This is a genomic window from Halomonas sp. 113 (assembly GCF_904067645.1).
Classification (GTDB): Bacteria; Pseudomonadota; Gammaproteobacteria; order Pseudomonadales; family Halomonadaceae; genus Vreelandella; species Vreelandella titanicae.
In genome coordinates this window covers 1-16,260 of the sequence record NZ_LR881453.1, presented here as the reverse complement: position 1 = coordinate 16,260, position 16,260 = coordinate 1, and the positions used below count along the sequence as shown (strand labels likewise).

Here is a 16,260-nt window from a genome sequence, read left to right as displayed (position 1 = left end):
TTTTTTGGCCCTGTGTTTTGAAGAACCTTTTTTTGAAGAGCCATGTTTTGAATAGCAAAACGGCTAAACCGTTCATGATGTGGCTTGTGTTTGCTGTCGCGTGTTTTATAGCCAGCCCTGTGCATGCACAACAGATTCCCGGCATTATTTCTCAGCCGCTTGATGACGGGGGCCAGCAGTGGTCATTGTCGCTGCAAACCCTGCTTTTCCTAAGTTCTCTAGCGTTTTTGCCCTCCATGCTGCTGATGATGACGAGCTTCACTCGTATCATCATTGTGCTTAGCCTGTTGCGGACAGCGATGGGCACCCAGGCAACGCCGCCCAACCAAGTGCTGTTAGGGATAGCGCTGTTTTTAACTTTTTTTATCATGTCACCCGTATTGGCCCAGGTATATGACAACGCCTGGGTGCCGCTGACTAATGAGACGATAAATTTTGAAGAGTTTTTACTGCTGGCTCAGGATCCATTTCGGGAATTTATGCTCGCTCAAACCCGAGAGCCGGATCTGGCACTGTTTGTTCGCCTAGCCGATGTGGGCCCCATGCAAGGCCCGGAAGAACTGCCAATGCGTGTCTTGCTGCCCGCCTTTGTCACCAGTGAACTAAAAACGGCCTTTCAAATCGGCTTTACCATTTTCATTCCGTTTTTGATCATTGACCTCGTGGTGGCCAGCACATTGATGGCATTGGGGATGATGATGGTTCCGCCCATCACTATCTCATTACCTTTTAAACTGATGCTGTTCATTTTAGTGGATGGTTGGCAGCTTATTATTGGCTCAATGGCAGAAAGCTTTTACATGATATAACGCTTTATACCGCACATTGTTTATACAGCCCACAGGAACCCAGCTATGACACCCGAGATGGTGATGAGCATTGCTTATCAAGGAATGCGAGTAACGCTTCTGCTTGCTGGCCCCATGCTTTTGGCGGCGCTATTCACCGGCCTTATCATCAGCTTGTTCCAAGCCGCGACTCAGATAAATGAAATGACACTAACCTTTATTCCTAAAATTCTGGCTGTGTTCGCGGTGCTGGTATTAGCAGGCCCATGGCTGATTGGCTTAATTACCGATTTTACTCACCGCCTATTTACTAATATCCCCAGCATGGTGATGTAGCGCTATGGTGGAAGTCACTTTCGCACAGCTGCAAGGGTGGTTAGTGGCTTTTTTATGGCCGTTTGCGCGCATTACTGCTTTCATGGCAGCGTCGCCTCTATGGGGACACTCCAGCGTTCCCAACCAAGCCAAAGTGGGCCTGGCCGCCCTAATTGCCATTGTTATTGCGCCGATTTTACCGGCCATGCCAGATATTGCCATCATGTCATGGGCGGGGATCGGGGTCATGATCGAACAGATCCTAATTGGCTTAGCGATGGGCCTCGTCATGCATATCATGTTCGCTGTCGTTCAAGCCGCAGGGGATTTTATCGGTCTGCAGATGGGCCTAGCGTTTGCGAGCTTTTTTGATGCATCGAGTGGTACCAATATTATGGTGCTCTCGCGCATTCTCTACATGATCACTCTGCTCATGTTTTTGGCCATGAATGGTCATCTAATGGTGCTTGAAACCTTGATTATGAGCTTCCAAACGTTGCCCATTGGCATTGGGACATTCAACCCAGATGCGTTTATTTTGTTATCTCGTTATGCGGGCACGATTTTTGCGTCGGGAATGTTATTGGCGCTACCGCTGGTGGGCTCCCTGCTGACCATCAACCTGGCACTGGGCATACTGAACCGTTCTGCCCCCCAGCTCACCGTCTTCAATATCGGCTTTCCTACCTCTCTTATCGTGGGGCTAATATTAATGATGGTGCTCATGACCGACATTAACCGCTTTCTACAGCGGTTGTTTACGCAAGGCCTAGGGTTTATGCAGACGTTAATCGAAACGATGGCGCCCTTAAACTAAAATTCCCCTGTTTTCATGACGTTTTAGCCATAAAAACAAGGGAATAAGCAGAACTCCGCGACACGCAAGCGATAAGGTGCCGTAATAATTGAGCTACACTACATATAGTTAAACAACGATAAGCCTTTAATATCTACAAACGCTTTTTGTGCTGCCTGCATACCAACTTGTCGCAAACTATACTCAGATATTGCCTCAGTGTAATCCAGATCGACTAAATCCGATAGCGTTTGATCGTAGTTCAGCATTCGATTACTGCTTACCGAATCGATAACATCAAGCTCATTCAAACGCGCCCCAGCGGAAGCGCGCACGGTTAGAACATTATCCAAACTATTGTCCAGATCGCGCATAGCAGTATTCAAAGTATTACGCTGATCGGCTTTTTTGGTGGCATTATCAGCAGGGTTTTCTAATACGCGAATGGCTTCTTCCATAGTGCGAAACAGGTCGGCACCACGAACATCACCCCCTGATTTAGCAACCAGTATTTCATCATCCGGCGCAGGTGTACCTTCAAGGCTAATCGATAAGCCACCGAACTCTAATGAGAGAGAACCCTCTTCGCTAATATCATCTGTCCAGTTGCCAGAGCTTAATGCTGCCCCATCCGTGTCGTTGTCCACCCAAGTATCCGTTTCATTATCAAATCGTTGAACCTGATATGTTGGATCAGCAGCAGTTCCATCAAAACTGACACGGTAATCACTACCGTAATCAGCGTCATTGACGTCAAGAGTTTGGGGCCCGCGAAATGTCACATTACCTTGATTCAGAGTGCCATCTTCTTTCTTTGCTTCTGCTACATATCCAGCACCGCTGGGTACACTTTGGAAGATAGTCACGCCATTATCAGCTACCGGTATCAAGCGCGTAGAATCTACACGCTGTTCGCGTGTATTCGTATCGCCTCTATATTCCACACTACCGTCAGCAGACTTCACAAAGGGTGGAGTATTATCTTTATAACCACCAAACAAATAACGACCGTTACCATCGGTAGAATTCGCTTGGCCTATCAGTGTCTCATAAACGCCTTTAAGCTCGCTGGCGATGGACTCGCGGTTTTCGCTAGTTAGCGTGTCGCTAGACGCCTGAATCAACAATCCTTTGGCACTTGTTATTGCATCACTAACGCTATTGATAATATTTTCAGTCTGCGACAGCGAATTACGGGCGGATACGCGAGAATCTGAAAATTGTTCAGTAACCGCCTTTGCCTGATCAACGCCAATCGCCCGCGAGGCGGCCTGTGGGTCGTCGGACGGGTTAACCACACGTCGGCCGCTGGCAATCTGCTGACTGACCCTCATCAGGTCACTTTGTTGGCGGTTCATGGACGCCGTGCTTTGCTCAAACATGGTAACGGTACTAATACGCATCACTTAAGCTCCCGAATTAACCGCGCAGGTTCAAGATGGTGTCCATCAGCGTACCTGCGGTGTCAATCACACGCGCATTGGCCTGATAGTACTGTTGGTAACGGATCAAATTAGCAGCTTCTTCGTCTAGATTAACTCCAGACTCTGATTGCTGTACGGCACGCAATTGATCGGTAAGGCCTTGACGAGCATCCAAATTAACTTCTGTAATGTTGGTTCGGTTACCAACATCGCTGACTATGGATGCATATGCACCGGTGACCGTTGCGCTAGCACCGACAATAGATTGGGACTGCAGGTCTTGCAGCGCTAAAGCATTACGGTTATCGCCACTGGTAAAAATAGTCTGGCTAACGGTTAATGATGATGTTTCACCTGCATCAGGAAGGGCGTCAACCGTAAAGCTGATACCATCAACTTCAATCTCATCGCCCGCTTCCAACTCAACGTCAGATAAGTCTGATGCATCAACATTGGTACCGTTAACCATTATATTCACTGCCGGAGTCAGCGTCAGGCTACCGTCCGAATCTACCTCAAATTGATATTTTCTGTTATCCGCAAAAGCGTCTGAAGATATACCCAAATCGCTAACGTTTAAATCACCCTCACGTTCAAACGAGTTACCCGTGTTATTTCCTACATTAATAAAACCTGCGTCACCTGCAGCAATCTTGTCTACGTCAGCGATATTAGTATCCATACCATTGGCGGCGCGCCGTACCGGCTGAATTTCAAAGCGATCACCATCTTGCGGCACACCGCTGAACTCAATGCTGACACCACCAAAATTTAATTCGCCATCGTCATCCCAGGCGTCTTGATCAAAATCTACAACCTGCCCATTGTCTTTACGGGTAACCACGGGCTCACCAGCCTCAAAACTGACGGTATAGTCAGTTGCCCTCAGGGCATCAACTTGATCGGGGTTAAATTCAGCGCTAGTGATATTGACGGCGGGTAAGCTATTATTCTTATCGGCATACGTTTGCGGGGCGCGCACTGCAAAGAAGTCTTCGCCCTGGTCACCGTTAAGATCTACACCTTGCTTATGCTGTTCATTGAAAGCAGTCGCCAACGACACAGCCAGTTGACCAATTTGGTTCTGCGTCTTATCTAAGGTTTCTGAACGGAAGGACATCAAGCCCCCCAATGCCCCGCCTGTTATCGTCGACTCATCTAACTGAACGACGTTACCACCACCATCCCGATACCCCACCACCGTGCGCTGAGGGTCATAATCCGCTTGAACTGCTTCTAGTTGGAACGAATTGGTTCCTGTCACCAGCGGCTGACCATTGGGCAGGCTAATATTGTAGGTTTTGCCATCCTGAATATTAAGGCGCAAATCCATACGCTCATTAAGCTCTGATACCAATTGATCGCGCTGGTTGAGCAGGCTATTGGGTGCCTCCCCACTCCGAGCGCGAGCCAAAGCAATCTCTTTATTTAAACCAGCAATCTGCTCGGTGGTGTTATTAATCTGGGTAATTTCATCTTTGATCTGGCCATTAATATTACCCTGCATATCTTGCAGGTAGCCATCAAAGGAGCGGAACTGTGAACTCAGCGTATTAGCTTGGCCAAGCACGCCCTGGCGAGCCGCTGGGTCAGAGGGTGAGGCCGCCAGGTCTTCTAGCGATGAGAAAAAATTCTGCATCAGAGGGGCTAAGCCTGCCGCGCGATCAGCCAGCAGGTTATCGATTTGCGTTACCTGACTATAGTAAGTGTTTAAGGCACTTGACTGAGTTTTTGCACTATTTAACTGATCAGCTACGTACGTATTGAACTGGCGCTCGATATCATTGACACGAACCCCGCCACCTACACGCCCCTCACCCAACTGGGCCAACTCTCGGTTATAGCCAGGCGTATAGACATTACTAATATTATTACTGCTTGTATTCAGGGCATTCTGCGCGGCATTGAGGCCGCTTAAGCCGATCGAAAACATGCTCATGGTTCAATTCCTTAGGCCGATACCTATCACTAATTCAATTATCGGCGCTGCACAGAAAAACTTGAGGAAAGGGCTAGCGAGCGTCAGCCAGGAAATTTCCCTCAGCGTTAAGCGGCCCCATGGTATTCATCACTGCGACTAACTTTTCAGCGTAGAGCGGATCAGTCGCATACCCACCTGCCTGCAACTCACGCGCGGCCTGCTCAGCGGAGGGTGCTTGAACAACCCCAGCATAGCGAGGGTTATTGCCGATTAGGCTGGCATAATCAGTAAAAGCGTGTTCAAACGAGTCATAAACACGGAAGGTGTCAACCACCTGCGTTCGCCGCCCATTAATATATTCATGAGTCACAATATCGGTGGTTTCACCCTGCCAATGACTACCGGCTTTGATACCAAACAGGTTATGACTATTGTTGCCATTGCGAGTCGCGATTTCGTGCCGTCCCCAGCCTGTTTCTAGCGCCGCCTGGGCTAAAATGAGTTCAGCAGGAACGCCGGTGGACTCACTGGCCGCTTGGGCGGGTGCCGCTAACGTTTGAATAAATTGATCTACGTGAGCAGAAGCCGTCGTTTGCGCTCGCGGGTTTAACGCAGACTCATCTACCGCATTCCCCTTCTCGACGCCTTGGCGAATGGCCTCTAGCTCGGCTAAGAATCGACCGCTGCCCTGCTCACGCTGGGTTTCAATCGTGTCAGGATTAGCCGCGAATGAACCGTCAAGCACACGCGGGGTGCCACGAGGGATGCCTGCTATCAGTGCTTGTAACTCTTGATCCGCATCTGGCCGCGCCTTAGAGATGGCTCCTTGGCGCTCCAGTTGCTCAACAAGCACATCCGCAAGGCCCATTCCACGCGAAGCCATCACCTGTGACCACTGTTGATCCAGCATTGATTGATAGGTATCCGTCGCACTACTGTTCATTAGTCCTGAACTGGGTGTCGCGTCGCGCATACTCTTCATCATCATCTGAATAAATAGCGCTTCAAACTGCTGGGCTGCGCCACCCACGCCAGCCTCAGGGTCGACGCGTGCAGTGTGTTGGAGCCGCTGAAAACCGTTCATGTCCAGGGCAAACTGGCTGGTCATATCACTCGCGCTCATTAAATGACCTCCAGTTCTGCACGTAGCGATCCCGATGCTTTTAACGCCTCCAGAATCGACATCAAGTCTTGAGGGGTAGCGCCTAACGCATTCAATGCATTGACCACTTCGTTGAGCTGGGCACCCTCTACGATTTGCAGATAAGCCTCTTGCTGCTCAATATCAATATCTGCGTCGGGCACCACAACTGTCTCGCCCTCGCCAAACGGATTCGGCTGGCTAACGCCAAACTGAGTATCAATCATGATCGACAGACTGCCGTGAGCTACGGCTGCTTCCTGCAGAGTGACGGCACTGTTCATCACTACCGAACCGGTACGTGAGTTCAGCACAACGCGTGCCGGAGCCTCCGTTGGTGTGACCTGAACGTTTTCAATGCGCGCCATAAAGTTGACCCGCGCATTATCATCAGTAGGACCGTCCAGGGCGATTACTCGGCCATTACGTGCATATGCCACCGACTGGCCAAACTCGTTATTGATCGCCGTTACCATGCGCTGAACGGTGCCAAAATCAGAGTCGTTAAGCTGTAATTCAAGCATGCCACCATTGCCACCTAGGTTAAGCGGCACTTCCTTCTCAACCAGTGCGCCATTGGGAATACGCCCCGATGCCTGCTGATTGATTTGCACACTACTGCCACCCGCTTGGGCGCCAGCGCCGCCCACGAGCATGTTGCCCTGGGCAATGGCATAGGTATCACCATCGGCCCCCTTTAAAGGTGTCATCAACAGCGTGCCGCCGCGCAAGCTGCGTGCGTTGGCTATCGACGAAACAACTATATCTAGACGCTGGCCCGGCCTTGAGAACGGCGGGAGATCAGCGGTCACCATCACCGCAGCTACGTTGCGCAGTTGCAAGTTCGTGCCTGCAGGCACGGTCACCCCAAGCTGGGACAACATGTTGGTCAGGCTTTGGCTGGTAAAGGGCGCCTGGGTCGTTTGGTCGCCGGTACTGTCAAGGCCGACGACCAAGCCGTAGCCTACCAATTGGTTATCTCGAACGCCGGCAAAGCTCGCCAGTTCCCGAACGCTTTCTGCCTGAGCAGGCAAAGCTAGCGCGCACATTAGCACTAAGGTGGTCAGTTGAATAAGCCAAGCGTTGATGGCTTGCCGACAATTAATCCACACATTTCTTAACCGCATCACGATAACCCGCTGTCCCGCGTTCATTGGTCGACCTGCCATTGAAGGGCCTGCCTGGCGTAGCTCTGTCATTGATGGCTCCCCATAGAGCTAGAACGGCGAGACGTTCAAGAAGAAACGTTGTAGCCAACCCATGTGCTGCGCTTCATTAATATAGCCGTCACCGACATACTCAATTCGCGCATCCGCTACTTGAGTGGAAGGAACGGTATTTTGAGCGGTAATCGTACGTGGGTTAACCACGCCGGAAAAACGAATAAACTCAGTTCCCTGATTAATGGCAATTTGCTTCTCGCCACGCACACGTAAATTGCCGTTATTCATTACTTCTAACACCGAAACCGTGATAGTACCGGTAAAGGAGTTATTGGCCTGCGACCCACCACTACCGGTAAAGTCGTTTTCACCTGAAATATCAAAGCCATATTCTGCAAGCGTATCAAGGACATCAGGCAACTGTGTTAACTCCAGGCTAGCGCTACCGCTACGCCCTGCATTGGATTGCGAATTTTTGCTCGCACTGACCTCCTCATCCAACACAATGGTCAAGATGTCGCCCATGGCGCGCGGCCGACGATCTTCAAAAAGTGGCTGATAACCTTGCCTAGCCTGGTAAATAGAGCCATTGGGGATGGGTGGCGGGCGATCAACAATGCTGATCTGCTCTTGCTCACCCACCACTGAAGCTCTTGGAACTTGAGCGCAGCCGGCTACAACCAATAAAAAAAGCACCAGTCCTGCTAGCGCAATACGACGTGACATGTGGTGCAACTCCAGCATAACGCAACCTATAAGTAAGCCCGGTGAGTAACAACCGTTATAACTGGCTTAAGCGTGCCAACATTTCATCGCTAGTGGACACCGCTTTGCTATTAATTTCATAGGCTCGCTGGGTCTGAATCATATTGACCATCTCTTCAACGACATTGACGTTAGACGTTTCCACATAGCCTTGGAACAGCCGCCCCGCACCATTCATACCCGGTATATTCTCATTGGGTGCGCCTGAGGCTCCCGTCTCTAGATAGAGGTTGCCACCAATACTTTGTAGACCGGCTGGATTAATAAAGGTACTGACGCTGATTTGCCCCACCTCATTATCAACTGTAACGCCTGGCTGGCGTACGCTCACCGTGCCATCTTCACCAACATTTACCGACAACGCATTGGCCGGTAAGAAAATGGCAGGCTCAACAGGGTAGCCATTGGCAGTGACCATTTGGCCATTCTCATTAAGCTGAAAACTGCCGTCACGTGTATAGGCAGTCGTACCATCTGACATCAACACCTGAAAGAAACCTTCGCCATTGATCGCGAGGTCGCGCGAATTTTCAGTCTGCTCTAGCCCACCTTGGGTATGCAAACGCTCAGTGGCCACGGCACGTACGCCGGTGCCCACCTGCATGCCGGACGGCAGCCGATCTTGGATATTATTTTGAGCGCCGGGTTGACGCATATTTTGGTATAGCAGATCTTCAAACACCGGACGTGAGCGTTTGAAACCATTGGTGCTTACGTTAGCTAGGTTGTTCGAAATCACGTCTAACTTGGTTTGCTGAGACTCCAAACCCGTTTTAGCTGTCCATAAGGACTTAATCATAATTATGCTCCCTTGACCGACTGACTCACATCAGCACTGAGTGGCCAACATCAACCTTGAATGGATAGAATCCCGTTGGCGCGCTGAGCGTTTTCGTCAGCGGTGCTCAGCACTTTCATCTGCATATCATAGCGGCGTGCCACATCGATCATTGAGACCATAGCATCGACAGCGCTGACATTACTGCCTTCCAGTGCACCACTCACCAACTTGGCATTTTCATCGGCAGGCAAGGCCCCTGGCTCACCTTCTTCATTAGGAGGCGCACGGAAGAGCCCGTCCTCACCACGCGTTAACGCTCCCTCTTCAGGCGTCACCAGCTTAATTCGGCCTACCTCGACCAGCGCTTCCGGCCCTACACCTTCGGGAATGGCACTAATCGTCCCGTCGGCACCAATCGATACTTGCGCCCCTTGCGGGATAGCAATGGGGCCACCTTCGCCCATCACCGGTCGCCCAACGCTGAGCAGTACTCCGTCACTGTCTATCTGCAGATCGCCACGCCGTGTATAGGTTTCAGTACCGTCATTCGCTTGCACGGCCATCCATGCGTCGTCCTGCATAGCGACATCAAGCGTGCGCCCGGTATACTCGACCGGGCCCTGGGAAAAATCACTGCCAGGCGTGGTGGTCACCGCTGAGGTACGCGTGGCAAGCAGAGCTTCACCCTGAACGGGCACCGCTCGGGCAGCCTGTAGCTGCCCACGAAAACCGGTAGTGCTCACATTCGACAGGTTGTTACTCACCACCGACTGCTGATCCATGGTGTGCTTAGCACCGCTCATGGCGGTATAGATCATTCGATCCACGGTACTGACTCCTTACCTAAATGACCGATCATTAAAGGTTAATGATGGTCTGCAGGAGCTCGTCCTGGGTACTGATCGTTTGTGAGTTAGCCTGATAAGCGCGCTGCGCAACGATCATATCGACTAGCTCACGAGCCATATCGACATTGGATGTTTCAACTGCACTTGGCTCAATTAAGCCTCGCTGACCGGTACCGGGTGCGCCCACCAGCTCTTGGCCCGAAGCGCCGGTAGCCGTCCACAGGTTATCACCATCAGGCTTTAAGCCTTCAGGATTACGGAAGCTAACCAATGCTATTTGACCCGCAGCACGCGACTCTTCGTTAGAATAATTACGCATGACGGTACCATCATCTTCGATAGTAACGCCTACAAGAGAACCCGCCGTGTAGCCATCTTGTTCAATATTATTAACTGTAGAGTTATTGGCAGATTGTGATGAGCCAGTGAAATCCACGGCAACTTCAAGATTCTCAAGCTGAGTTCCATCGAACTCATCTGCTGTAAACGTAAATGTAGCTTGCTCACCACCTTCAAGCCTACCGCTGGCATCAAAATCAAGCGTCGTAAGCCCTGCAACAGCGTAGGTTCCAGCGCCCTCAGGCCCACCTGACATTCTAAGACTGACATCCCACTGGTTAGTTGCTGCATCAGTTTTAGTAAAATAGTAGGTCAGATTACGCGCATTACCTTGAGAGTCATAAATTGTGGCATTGGTTGAATAGGAGTAATCATCCGAATCTAAGCCTGCCAAAATTTCCGCTTCGGTAGGAGCAACCAACTCGCCCTCCCCCGAGTCTAAATTCAACGACACGTTTAGCTCAGTAGTAGCGTTTGCAGGTAAGTCATCAGCTTCTACCGTTAAAGGGTTTACATCACCACCCGCCTGAACAACACCGTCGGCGTTGGCTGCATAACCCATGATCTGAGCACCTTGGGCATTCACTAGACGTCCATCAGCAGTCATGGTCAGTTGGCCATTGCGGGAATAACCCACTTCACCGTTGGACTGCTGAAAGCGGAAGAAGCCTTCGCCCGCAATGGCTAGATCCATATTGCGATTAGTGGATTCCACATTACCTTGGCTAAAATTCTGCAGCACCGTAGAGGTACGAACACCAAGTCCAATACGCGACTCAGCATATACATCAGCGAACTGGACGCCAGAACTTTTAAAACCAACCGTCTGCGAGTTGGCAATATTATTACCCACCGCACCTAATTTTTGTTGCTGTGCGCTTAGACCACTGAGTGCTTGTGAAAAACTCATGATGCTCCCCTAATAAAGCTGTGTGTAATCAAATGCTGTGGTTTATGACTGTGTTTAGCCAGCAGTTAAAGAATTTGTTTAACGTCATTCAGGCTGATTTGGCCATAAATAGCGCCTAAATCCAGTCGAACGCTGCCACTGCCATCATTCGGCGTAACCCGATTAACTACCGCGTATTGCAAGGCAGTGGATTCAATTTTTTCACCTTCAGCATCAGTCGCCTCTAACTGCACCGTATACCGGCCGCTGGCAACTGCTTCTTTCTGGTCATTTAAACCACCCCAGTCGAATGAGTGGACGCCCGCATCTAGCGACTCCAGATCAAGACGCCTAATGACTTGGCCACCGTCACCGACGATTATCGCTTTAACATTCGCTGCAGGTTCGGTCAACTCTATGCCAAAAGGTGTTGTATACGTGTTCCCGTCGCTATCTTGCTCCAGCAACACATCCTTACCGGGCACCATGACACCCTTGCCAATTAGACCGCTCGCCTGCAGAGCCTGATTGGCATCCATCTGGCTGGTAATGCCTTGCAGCGTGCTATTTAACTCTTCAATGCCGCTAACGGTGTTAATTTGCGCTAACTGGGAGGTCATCTCCGCATTTTCCATCGGATTGAGCGGATCCTGATTCTCCAGCTGTGTAATTAGCAACGTCATAAAGCTTTCACGCAGCTCATCAGACTGGCGGGCAGAGAGGCCATTGGCACCACCGCCATTTATTTTGTCTACTAAGCTAGAATCAATAGTACTACTCATCGGTTACCCCTCACCTAGCGACAGCGTCTGCATCAACATCTGCTTGCTGGTATTAAATACTTCAATGTTGGCTTGATAGGAACGCGAGGCAGAAATCATATTGACCATCTCATGCACTGGCTCAACGTTGGGCTTTGCCACATAACCCTCTTCATCTGCCGCCGGGTGGTTGGGCATGTACTCCATCCGCAGAGGTGAGTCATCTTCCACTACCTCGGTGACGCGCACACCGCCAACGCCATAGCGGTTACCTTGTGACTGGGTCTCAAACATCACCTGCTTGGCTCGATAGGTTTCACCATCGGGCCCGGCAACGCTGTCGGCATTGGCCATATTGCTAGCAGTAACATTCATGCGCTGGGATTGGGCACTCATTGCCGACCCGGCAATATCAAACGCAGAGAACATCGACATCGTGGATTAACTCCTCACTAATTTAGACAGAATCATTCGGGCTGCATGGCATTCTTCAGCCCCTGAATACGGCTGTTGAGCATCGTGAGGCCGACTTGATAACGAACAGCGTTATCTGCAAACTGCGTGCGCTCACGATCCATATCGACCGTATTTCCATCCAAACTGGGCTGGTCGGGAATGCGGTAAAGCAAATCGGGGTTGCCCGCTCCACGCCATGCAGGGCCTTCTCCAGCAATATGGTTACCAGAAGTGCGCGCTAAAGTCAGACCGCCTCCGGTATGGCTAGATGCACTCTGAGTACCTTCGACTGCTTTTTTCAGCTCACTAGCAAAGTCAATGTCACGCGCCTTATAGTTAGGCGTATCGGCATTGGCGATATTAGCCGCTAACACCTCGTGACGCGCTTGACGTAACCCTACTGCTTGCTGATGAAAATTAAAGGCAGATTCCAGTTGATCAATCATGCCGACCCTCGCGTGAGGCAAAAAATAAAATGGATTTTGTTGATGATGAAGAATACGTCTGGAGCTGTCAGCCTAAAGCATGGAACAGCTGGCGTTTCCACCAGCATTTCGCGTGATACGGCTACTACCTTTTCGCTACACTGAACGATGGATTCTCCTCGTTACGTTCCTTCTTCTTCAGCTCCCAAGTAAGCGGCCTCCCCATGCTCCGACTGCGCTTTACTAAGCCAAGCACGCTTCGCTTTTGGCAATTAGCCTTCTTCTGGGCAATCCTAAGCGTTACTGCCTTCACCAGGATTCAAGCTGATGACGACAATCTTCTCCAACAAGTGCATCAATTTTTGTACGAAGAGACACAGGCATTAGGCGAGGAAGTGGTCATTGACCTACGACCACCCTCTCCGCATTTGCCAGAGTGCGTTCAGCCAGAACCTTTTTTGGCCAACGCCAATCAAGCACCCTTGGGCCGCGTTTCCGTTGGGGTGCGTTGCGGTGAAGATGGCCGGCAAGTTCGCTATTTGCAGGCGCAGATTGATGTCATTGGTGATTATGTGGTGGCAGCCAGGGATATTGAGCGAGGTACACTGATTACATCAAGCATGCTTAGCGAACGCGGGGGCAATCTCGGCGATCTCTCAGCTCAGGCTTTGACAGCTGAAGAGGATATCGTGGGTAAAATAGCTCAGCGTCCTATTCGTAGTGGTAGTGTCTTTTTAGCGCATTACTTACAAGCGCCTCATTTAGTTGAACGCGGACAGCGCGTTACTGTCATAGCTCAAGGTTCTGCCTTCCGAGTTTCACGCGAAGGCGAAGCATTGGAAGATGGTGCTCTTGGTGAGCAAATTAGAGTTCGTTTTGGCCCACGAGAAATCATGACTGCTCGTGTCGCCGAGCGTGGTATTTTGGTCGTGGATTTTTAATTCGCAGCCTAAAGTTAGGCCCAATGCTGCCGATATACTGTTATACAAGCTACACTAAGCGCCAAGCGCATCGACGTTGACGATGAGGCAGACAACGTGAAAATTGATAACATTAATTCGCTATTACGCTCAAGCCAAGCCCAGCAGCGTGATGAAACGCAAAAGGCTGATAGCGTATCACCCGTCGCACCGGGCGGCGCAGCTCGCGAATCGACTCAACTGAGCCAATCAAGTATCGATGAATCTCAGGACGTCGATACTGCTAAAGTTGAAGAAATTCGCGATGCTATACGTGAAGGTCGCCTTGAAATGCGCGCCGACCGTATCGCCGAGGGCTTAATTGCCAATCTTAAAGATCTATAAAGGGACGCTGTAAATGAGCCTTGCATCCTTGCTTACCGACCAGCAACAGCGCCTTGAGGCGTTAATTTCGTTGTTGTCCAGCGAGCAAAATTTATTGACGCAAGGTGATATTGACGGTGATGCATTATCGCAAGTTGCACTAGACAAACAGTCTTTATTGGCCGAACTCGAGCGCATTGAGACTGTGCGGCGCAATGTGCAAAAACGTCTTGGTTATGCCGAAGGCGCAAACGGCGCCAGAGCGGCAGCTCATGATGCCGGCTGCCTGGCAGCTTGGGAAAGCTTGCTTGAAAAAAGCGAGCGAGCCGCGCGTATGAATGAGCTAACGGGCCAGATGTTGTCCGTACGAATGAAGCATAATCAGGCAATGCTTGATTATATTCGTCAAATCGCTGAAAAAACACTCTATAAGCCTGATGGACGCAACAGCGCCCAACCCGGCAGAATCAACGCTTCCGCCTGATACCTCCCTCGACAAGCCATCAGCATGACGTTTCAATGAAAACCCACTCTCAGCGGCAAATCAAAAGACGATCATGTTCAATTTATTGCCTCATCATTATACAGCGGTGGTTGTAGGCGCCTCGGGGGGAATAGGTGCTGCTATTATTAATCAGCTACTCTCTTCCTCTCAGGTCGGCCATGTTATTGCGGTAAGCCGGCAGCCACCACGAATTGACAACCCCCATCTTACACACCTAATGCTCGATGTTTCTCAAGAGCAGGGCCGGCAGGCGCTTAAAACAGAACTAGCCTCGCAGCCAATCCACTTCTTTTTCAATGCCATCGGCACCCTTCATGATGACGCGCAACGACTCTTGCCCGAGAAGTGCCTCGACCAGCTTAATGTCGAAAGCCTTGCACAAACAATGAACATCAATGCCTATGTGCCAATTTTATTGCTAGCGGCACTGAAAGACTCTTTCAAAGGGTCACACCCTGCAGTGATTGCCAGCCTTTCGGCTCGCGTTGGCTCAATCGAAGATAATCAGTTAGGAGGCTGGTACAGCTATCGTGCCAGCAAAGCAGCGCATAACATGCTGCTTAAGACAGCATCCATTGAGCTCAAGCGGCTGAATAAGCAATCGCTAGTGCTTTGTCTTCATCCTGGCACCACCGACACAGCCCTCTCTAAACCTTTTCAAAACCGAGTACCTAGCGAAAAGCTATTTGCACCCGCATTTGTAGCAGAGAAGCTGCTGGCAGTCATCTCTCAGCGAACGCCCGAAGATAGTGGAACCTTCTGGGCCTGGGATGGCAAATCTATCGACTGGTGAGGTGTTACGCAAAAAAAAAATCCCCCAAGGCATCAGCCCTGAGGGATTTTTCATAATAAGTGCCTGACGATGACCTACTCTCGCATGGGGAGACCCCACACTACCATCGGCGCTAAGCGGTTTCACTTCTGAGTTCGGCAAGGGATCAGGTGGTTCACGCATGCTATGGTCGTCAGGCGTAACTGTTAATGTACATCATGCTGACGAGCAGGCTTTCTAGCGTTGCTTGCTCAATTGTGTGCGTCTCATCGCCTGCCGCCCTGGCGTTATGTCGCTTGGGCCACACGCTGCGTATCCGGTTTTCATTGACGTCATCATCGCGACCAGACCCCTTGGGTGTTATAGGGTCAAGCCTCACGGGCCATTAGTACACGTTAGCTCAACGCCTTGCAGCGCTTCCACACCGTGCCTATCAACCAGCTGGTCTCGCTGGGCCCTTCAGGAGGCTCTAGGCCTCAGGGATGTCTCATCTTNCTGTTACCGCTCGACTTGCATGTGTTAGGCCTGCCGCCAGCGTTCAATCTGAGCCATGATCAAACTCTTCAGTTTAAGATCTATGTGATCCTTACATGTCACCCGAGGGCAACAAAAGCGGATCAAACTTGGCTCAAGGTTCAAACGAATTCATTCAAACTTACGTTTTCATGACCGCTTGCCTTGATATTGGGTGATTTATCACCAACATCAGCAAGCGCCCACATGAATTACCTGATCAAATTGTTAAAGAGCTGTTTCGCTGCGGTGGCTAGCTAATAAACCAACTGGGCCACACGGCTTGCCGTTGAACTGGCTTGCCTCAGCGAGGAAGGCGTATTCTACGCATTTCCTGGTGGTTGTCAAGGGCGTTGTTTTCGATGCAAACCTGAC

18 protein-coding genes, 1 rRNA gene and 1 other annotated feature are annotated in these 16,260 nt (G+C 50.5%); of the genes, 7 read left to right on the top strand and 12 right to left on the bottom strand.

All coding sequences use genetic code 11. The features are described 5' to 3' along the window. The first annotated feature begins 74 nt into the window (after positions 1-74). Genes fliP through fliR form a run of 3 tightly spaced genes read left to right on the top strand, consistent with a single transcriptional unit; the run spans position 75 to position 1,920 of the window. On the top strand, positions 75-809 hold the full coding sequence (gene fliP / locus YERSI8AC_RS00235) for a flagellar type III secretion system pore protein FliP (protein WP_051052194.1): 735 nt from the start codon (positions 75-77) through the stop codon (positions 807-809). 45 nt (positions 810-854) lie between these two features. Continuing rightward, entirely contained in the window at positions 855-1,124 is a 270-nt protein-coding gene (gene fliQ / locus YERSI8AC_RS00230; RefSeq protein ID WP_027958744.1) for a flagellar biosynthesis protein FliQ, read from the top strand. Between the two features lie 4 nt (positions 1,125-1,128). Beyond that, on the top strand, positions 1,129-1,920 hold the full coding sequence (gene fliR, locus YERSI8AC_RS00225; RefSeq protein WP_159175893.1) for a flagellar biosynthetic protein FliR: 792 nt from the start codon (positions 1,129-1,131) through the stop codon (positions 1,918-1,920). Between the two features lie 98 nt (positions 1,921-2,018). Here the strand turns inward: fliR and flgL are convergent, their stop codons facing one another. The 11 genes from flgL to flgB all read right to left on the bottom strand — a co-directional run bounded on the left by flgL (position 2,019) and on the right by flgB (position 12,833). Next, positions 2,019-3,302 (bottom strand): flagellar hook-associated protein FlgL, encoded by a 1,284-nt coding sequence (gene flgL, locus YERSI8AC_RS00220; RefSeq protein ID WP_159175892.1) that lies wholly within the window; start codon positions 3,300-3,302, stop codon positions 2,019-2,021. A gap of 16 nt (positions 3,303-3,318) precedes the next feature. Beyond that, entirely contained in the window at positions 3,319-5,262 is a 1,944-nt protein-coding gene (gene flgK / locus YERSI8AC_RS00215) for a flagellar hook-associated protein FlgK (RefSeq protein WP_159175891.1), read from the bottom strand. Positions 5,263-5,335: 73 nt separating this feature from the next. Beyond that, positions 5,336-6,367, bottom strand: a complete 1,032-nt coding sequence (gene flgJ, locus YERSI8AC_RS00210; RefSeq protein WP_159175890.1) for a flagellar assembly peptidoglycan hydrolase FlgJ — start codon at positions 6,365-6,367, stop codon at positions 5,336-5,338. Then, positions 6,367-7,434, bottom strand: a complete 1,068-nt coding sequence (locus YERSI8AC_RS00205; RefSeq protein ID WP_236557420.1) for a flagellar basal body P-ring protein FlgI — start codon at positions 7,432-7,434, stop codon at positions 6,367-6,369. Before YERSI8AC_RS00205 ends, flgJ begins: the two co-directional genes overlap by 1 nt. Positions 7,435-7,602: 168 nt before the next feature. Beyond that, positions 7,603-8,292, bottom strand: a complete 690-nt coding sequence (locus YERSI8AC_RS00200) for a flagellar basal body L-ring protein FlgH (RefSeq protein WP_159175889.1) — start codon at positions 8,290-8,292, stop codon at positions 7,603-7,605. A 37-nt stretch (positions 8,293-8,329) separates the two neighbouring features. Then, positions 8,330-9,112 carry a flagellar basal-body rod protein FlgG gene (flgG, locus tag YERSI8AC_RS00195; RefSeq protein ID WP_159175888.1) on the bottom strand — a complete coding sequence of 261 codons (783 nt, stop codon included), beginning with the start codon at positions 9,110-9,112 and terminating at the stop codon, positions 8,330-8,332. Between the two features lie 50 nt (positions 9,113-9,162). Beyond that, positions 9,163-9,921: a flagellar basal-body rod protein FlgF gene (gene flgF / locus YERSI8AC_RS00190; protein WP_159175887.1), complete on the bottom strand. Its 759-nt coding sequence runs from the start codon at positions 9,919-9,921 to the stop codon at positions 9,163-9,165. A 31-nt stretch (positions 9,922-9,952) separates the two neighbouring features. After that, positions 9,953-11,191 (bottom strand): flagellar hook protein FlgE, encoded by a 1,239-nt coding sequence (flgE, locus tag YERSI8AC_RS00185; protein ID WP_159175886.1) that lies wholly within the window; start codon positions 11,189-11,191, stop codon positions 9,953-9,955. A gap of 65 nt (positions 11,192-11,256) precedes the next feature. Then, on the bottom strand, positions 11,257-11,952 hold the full coding sequence (locus tag YERSI8AC_RS00180) for a flagellar hook assembly protein FlgD (protein ID WP_159175885.1): 696 nt from the start codon (positions 11,950-11,952) through the stop codon (positions 11,257-11,259). Between the two features lie 3 nt (positions 11,953-11,955). Then, positions 11,956-12,366 carry a flagellar basal body rod protein FlgC gene (flgC, locus tag YERSI8AC_RS00175; protein WP_159175884.1) on the bottom strand — a complete coding sequence of 137 codons (411 nt, stop codon included), beginning with the start codon at positions 12,364-12,366 and terminating at the stop codon, positions 11,956-11,958. Between the two features lie 32 nt (positions 12,367-12,398). Next, positions 12,399-12,833 (bottom strand): flagellar basal body rod protein FlgB, encoded by a 435-nt coding sequence (flgB, locus tag YERSI8AC_RS00170; protein WP_159175883.1) that lies wholly within the window; start codon positions 12,831-12,833, stop codon positions 12,399-12,401. 203 nt (positions 12,834-13,036) lie between these two features. Between flgB and flgA the strand changes: the two genes are divergently transcribed. From flgA to YERSI8AC_RS00150, 4 genes are all read left to right on the top strand, one after another. Next, complete coding sequence (flgA, locus tag YERSI8AC_RS00165) at positions 13,037-13,753, top strand: flagellar basal body P-ring formation chaperone FlgA (protein WP_009288414.1); 717 nt, start codon at positions 13,037-13,039, stop codon at positions 13,751-13,753. 96 nt (positions 13,754-13,849) lie between these two features. After that, positions 13,850-14,116 carry a flagellar biosynthesis anti-sigma factor FlgM gene (gene flgM / locus YERSI8AC_RS00160; protein WP_039860564.1) on the top strand — a complete coding sequence of 89 codons (267 nt, stop codon included), beginning with the start codon at positions 13,850-13,852 and terminating at the stop codon, positions 14,114-14,116. 13 nt (positions 14,117-14,129) lie between these two features. Further along, positions 14,130-14,579 carry a flagella synthesis protein FlgN gene (locus tag YERSI8AC_RS00155; RefSeq protein ID WP_141440185.1) on the top strand — a complete coding sequence of 150 codons (450 nt, stop codon included), beginning with the start codon at positions 14,130-14,132 and terminating at the stop codon, positions 14,577-14,579. A 73-nt stretch (positions 14,580-14,652) separates the two neighbouring features. Beyond that, positions 14,653-15,393 (top strand): SDR family NAD(P)-dependent oxidoreductase, encoded by a 741-nt coding sequence (locus YERSI8AC_RS00150; RefSeq protein WP_159175882.1) that lies wholly within the window; start codon positions 14,653-14,655, stop codon positions 15,391-15,393. Between the two features lie 61 nt (positions 15,394-15,454). Here YERSI8AC_RS00150 and rrf read toward each other — a convergent pair. Further along, positions 15,455-15,570, bottom strand: a 5S ribosomal RNA gene (gene rrf, locus YERSI8AC_RS00145). A gap of 177 nt (positions 15,571-15,747) precedes the next feature. Further along, positions 15,748-15,834, bottom strand: a sequence feature (23S ribosomal RNA rRNA prediction is too short). Between the last annotated feature and the right edge of the window lie 426 nt (positions 15,835-16,260).